We start from the raw sequence: 3,930 nt of genomic DNA on the forward strand, positions 1-3,930 counted from the left end.
TGCGGGTCGATTTAAGGTGTTTGCGCTTTCCGCGCATTCGGCCATCGAGCTTCTCGCCGAGCAGGTTGCCGCGTTTCGGCCTGCGGTGGTGGCCTTGTCGGACCCGTCGCGCGTGGATGCATTTCACCGTCATTGCCGGGAGCGCAGCGTGAACACGCCCGACATCGTCATCGGAGAAGAAGGCTTGCGTGCGGTCGCTGCGGCATCCGAAGCCGATACGGTGGTTTCTGCCGCGGTTGGAGCTGCCGGTCTGGTGCCCACGTATGCGGCGGTCGCAGCCGGTAAAACGGTCGCATTGGCAAATAAAGAAGCCATGGTGCTGGCGGGTGAACTGCTCAGTCTGGTCGCATCGCAAACCGGCGCACGCATTATTCCCATCGATAGCGAGCACAGTGCATTGGATCAATGCCTCCGGTCCGGGCAGCGGGGTGAAGTGCACCGATTGATTCTCACGGCGTCGGGCGGACCGTTTCGCGATACTCCAGCCGAACGTCTTTCATCCGTCACGCCGGCAGAGGCTTTGAATCATCCGACGTGGAAGATGGGCCGGCGCATCACCATCGATTCGGCCAGCCTGATGAACAAGGGCCTCGAAGTCATCGAAGCCCGATGGCTTTTCGATATCCCGCCGGAGCGCATCGACATCATGGTGCACCCGCAGTCGATCGTTCATTCGATGGTGGAATTTACAGACGGTTCAACCATCGCTCAGTTGGGAACTGCCGATATGCGGCAACCGATACAGTACGCGCTGACCTGGCCGGACCGCCTGGAATCCTGCGTTCCGCGCCTGGACTGGAAAGATGTCGGCCGTTTGGATTTCATGCCGCCGGACACGGAGAAATTCCCCTGTATCGGGCTCGCATATCGCGCCATTCAGATCGGAGGAACGGCTCCGGCCATCGTGAATGCGGCGGATGAGATCGCCGTCGCCGCATTTCTCGACGGTGAAATCCCGTTTACCGGAATTCCGCGTCTAATCGAAGAAGCGCTTTGCGCGCGTGCGGCGCACACGGCGGCGGATTCGGTCGAAGCTATTCTCGATGCGGATTTGTGGGCGCGGACGTTTGCCAGAGAATGGGTGAGGGAACAGGCACATTAGGTTCGAGAAGATTTCGGTGCAGATCCGCATTTCATTCCAGTTAGAATTGAAGACAGACTATGCAGAGCGTTTTTACCGACATTATCGCGGCCGTTCTCGTTCTGGGAATTATTATTATTCTCCACGAACTGGGTCATTACCTGGTCGCCCGGTACTTTAAAATCCGTATTGAAACGTTCTCGGTCGGATTTGGACCGCGGCTGTTCGGTTTCAAGCGCGGCGACACCGACTATCGCGTCAGCGCATTTCCTCTCGGCGGATATGTGAAAATGGCTGGGGACACGCCTTCGGAGTCTTTGACCGGCGCGCCCCACGAATTTCTCTCCAAGCCCAAATGGCAACGATTCCTCGTTGCTTCCGCCGGACCTTTGATGAACATGATCCTGGCCGTGGTTCTGTTGACCGGGCTTTTCATGTACGGAAGGGAAGTCCCGGAGTTTCTGGCAAGCGAGGCCAAAGTCGGCATCGTTGAAACCGGATCGCCTGCGGATCAGGCCGGGGTGCACGAGGGAGACCGCATCATCGCACTCGATGGGAAGAAAAATCCAAATTGGCAGGATGTGGAAGCGCGCGTTGAGCTGAATTCCGGTTCCAGTTTGCCGATGGTGCTGGATCGCAATGGGGAATCGATTTCGACGTCGATTACGCCGATTAAGAAGGAACCCAATGATCGGGGTTACGTGGGCATGGGGCCTCATCTTCCTGTCATTGTGAAGTCCGTGTGGGGTGAGCCTGCAAAAGCTGCCGGATTACAGCCGGGAGATGAAGTCACCGTCGTCAATGGAATTAACTTGGATACGTCGGCGCAGACGATTCAAACCATCATTCAGGCGATTCCGGACGCCAATTTCCCGATCACAATACTCCGGCAGGGCCAATTGCTGAACCTGCAGATTACGCCGGTGTTGAAGAACGGCACCCGCTATATCGGCATGGATTTGCAGCCTCCACCGTCGGTCATGATTAAGCTGGGACTCGCCGATGCATTTTCCAGATCCATCAGCACCAACATGGAATACGGGAAGGCGATACTTCAAGTCATCGGAATGCTGTTTCAGCGCAAGGCGTCGCTCAATCAACTCGATGGACCGATCGGTATTGTGCGGGCGTCGGGTGAAGCTTTGAACGAAGGCATCGCCACGCTGATCAGCCTGATGGCATTGATCAGCCTCAATCTGGGATTGCTCAATATCCTGCCGATTCCCGTGCTGGACGGCGGAATGATGATGATGCTCATTGTGGAATCCTTGATGGGACGGGATCTCAGCCTGCGGCTTAAAGAACGCATTATTCAGGTGAGCGTCGTTGCGCTGCTGATGCTGACGGTTCTGGTTCTCTACAACGACGTTATCAAGATCATTCCCAAGCCGATCCCGTGAAGGCCCTGAGGCCGGAGATGCAGGTTTTCCTCGATTACCTGCAGGCGAACAAACTCAAACTGACGCCCCACCGCGAACTCATCCTCGAAACATTTCTCGAAAACGAAGGCCACCGCAGCGTCGAAGACATCTACCATTCCGTCAAAGCCATCGATCCGCGCATCGGCTATACCACCGTGTACCGCATGATGAAGTTGCTGATGCTGTGCGGTCTCGCACGGGAAATCGAACTCGCAGACGGCATGACGCGGTACGAGCATCTGTTCAATCATCAGCATCACGACCACATGATCTGCATGGAATGCGGCCAATCGATCGAGTTCTACAATCCGGAAATCGAATCGCTGCAGGATGCCGCATCCGCGCAGCTGGGATTTCAGGTGCTGGACCACAAACTGCAAATCTACGGTGTCTGCCGCGACTGCCGCGACTGCCGCGCCTGACGGTGCAGTAAATCCAGTGCGCAACGGATTGCGGAGGCCATCCCTGTTGCATCCGCAATATTCTTTCCGGCGATCTGGAAGGCGGTTCCATGATCAGGTGACGTCCGAATGTAGGGAAGCCCAAGCGTGACATTGGTGGAATCGCGGTGGGCGATGAGTTTGACCGGAATCAAGCCCTGATCGTGATACGGAGCAATCACCACATCGAATTCTCCGGAGTGCGCGCGGTAGTACAGACTGTCTGCAGAATGCGGACCGGAAACAGGAATTCCCAATGCGGCACAGGCCCGGACAGCGGGCTGCAGGATCTCCATGTCTTCGCTGCCGAACATGCCCCCTTCGCCGGCGTGCGGGTTGATGGCGGCAATCGCGATCCGCGGATTTTCGAATCCGAATCGATGCATCTCGCGATGGACGAATGGGATCAGTTCGGTGTATTGCTTTGTCGATATCGCTGCCAATGCATTCCGCAGCGGCAGGTGCACGGTGGCCAGGACGACTTTAAACGTTGGCGCGAAAAACGCCATTGCGAATTGGGCAACTCCAGAGCGGGCGGCAAGGAATTCAGTTTGGCCTTTGAACTCCGGGCCGATCGCGGCTTTGCTCACCGGCGCCGTTACAATGGCATCGATGGCACCCTGCACTGCGGCATCGCTCGCGGCTTCAAGGCAGGCGCGCGCGCGATTTCCGGAGCGAAGGCTCGGCTCGCCCCAGGGAATGGGTGCCGAAGCGCCAGGGACGTCGATCAGGAACAGGAGCGGTTCGTCGGTCACTTCGGTGAGGCCGGAAATCCAACGGAAGCGAAGATCGCCGAAGCGGCTGCGTTCGAAATGCAGCCTGTCGGTAAAGAGAACGTAACGCGCGGCGCCGAGGAATTGGGGAAGTGCTTTGACGGTGACTTCCAGGCCAATGCCTGCGGGGTCGCCAGCGGAGATTCCGATAATCGGGGTCATGAAATCCTTCTCCATTCAGGAGAGGGATTCACTTTCCTTTTCCTTATCTTCGT

General features: G+C 57.0%; 4 protein-coding genes. 3 read left to right on the forward strand and 1 reads right to left on the reverse strand.

The features are described from left to right. The 3 genes from dxr to VGK48_28090 all read left to right on the forward strand — a co-directional run. Positions 1-1,102, forward strand: a 1,102-nt coding sequence (gene dxr / locus VGK48_28080; protein ID HEY2385052.1) for a 1-deoxy-D-xylulose-5-phosphate reductoisomerase, incomplete at its 5' end; no start/stop codon positions are given. A 59-nt stretch (positions 1,103-1,161) separates the two neighbouring features. Beyond that, entirely contained in the window at positions 1,162-2,481 is a 1,320-nt protein-coding gene (gene rseP, locus VGK48_28085; protein ID HEY2385053.1) for an RIP metalloprotease RseP, read from the forward strand. Continuing rightward, positions 2,478-2,924, forward strand: coding sequence for a Fur family transcriptional regulator (locus tag VGK48_28090; protein HEY2385054.1), 447 nt, complete (start codon positions 2,478-2,480; stop codon positions 2,922-2,924). Before rseP ends, VGK48_28090 begins: the two co-directional genes overlap by 4 nt. On the opposite strand, the gene pdxA is transcribed toward VGK48_28090, so the two are convergent. Further along, positions 2,885-3,877, reverse strand: a complete 993-nt coding sequence (gene pdxA / locus VGK48_28095) for a 4-hydroxythreonine-4-phosphate dehydrogenase PdxA (GenBank protein HEY2385055.1) — start codon at positions 3,875-3,877, stop codon at positions 2,885-2,887. The two genes, VGK48_28090 and pdxA, sit on opposite strands and share 40 nt — an antisense overlap. Positions 3,878-3,930: the final 53 nt, after the last annotated feature.

The sequence above is a fragment of the Terriglobia bacterium genome (assembly GCA_036496425.1).
Taxonomy (GTDB): domain Bacteria; phylum Acidobacteriota; class Terriglobia; order 20CM-2-55-15; family 20CM-2-55-15; genus 20CM-2-55-15.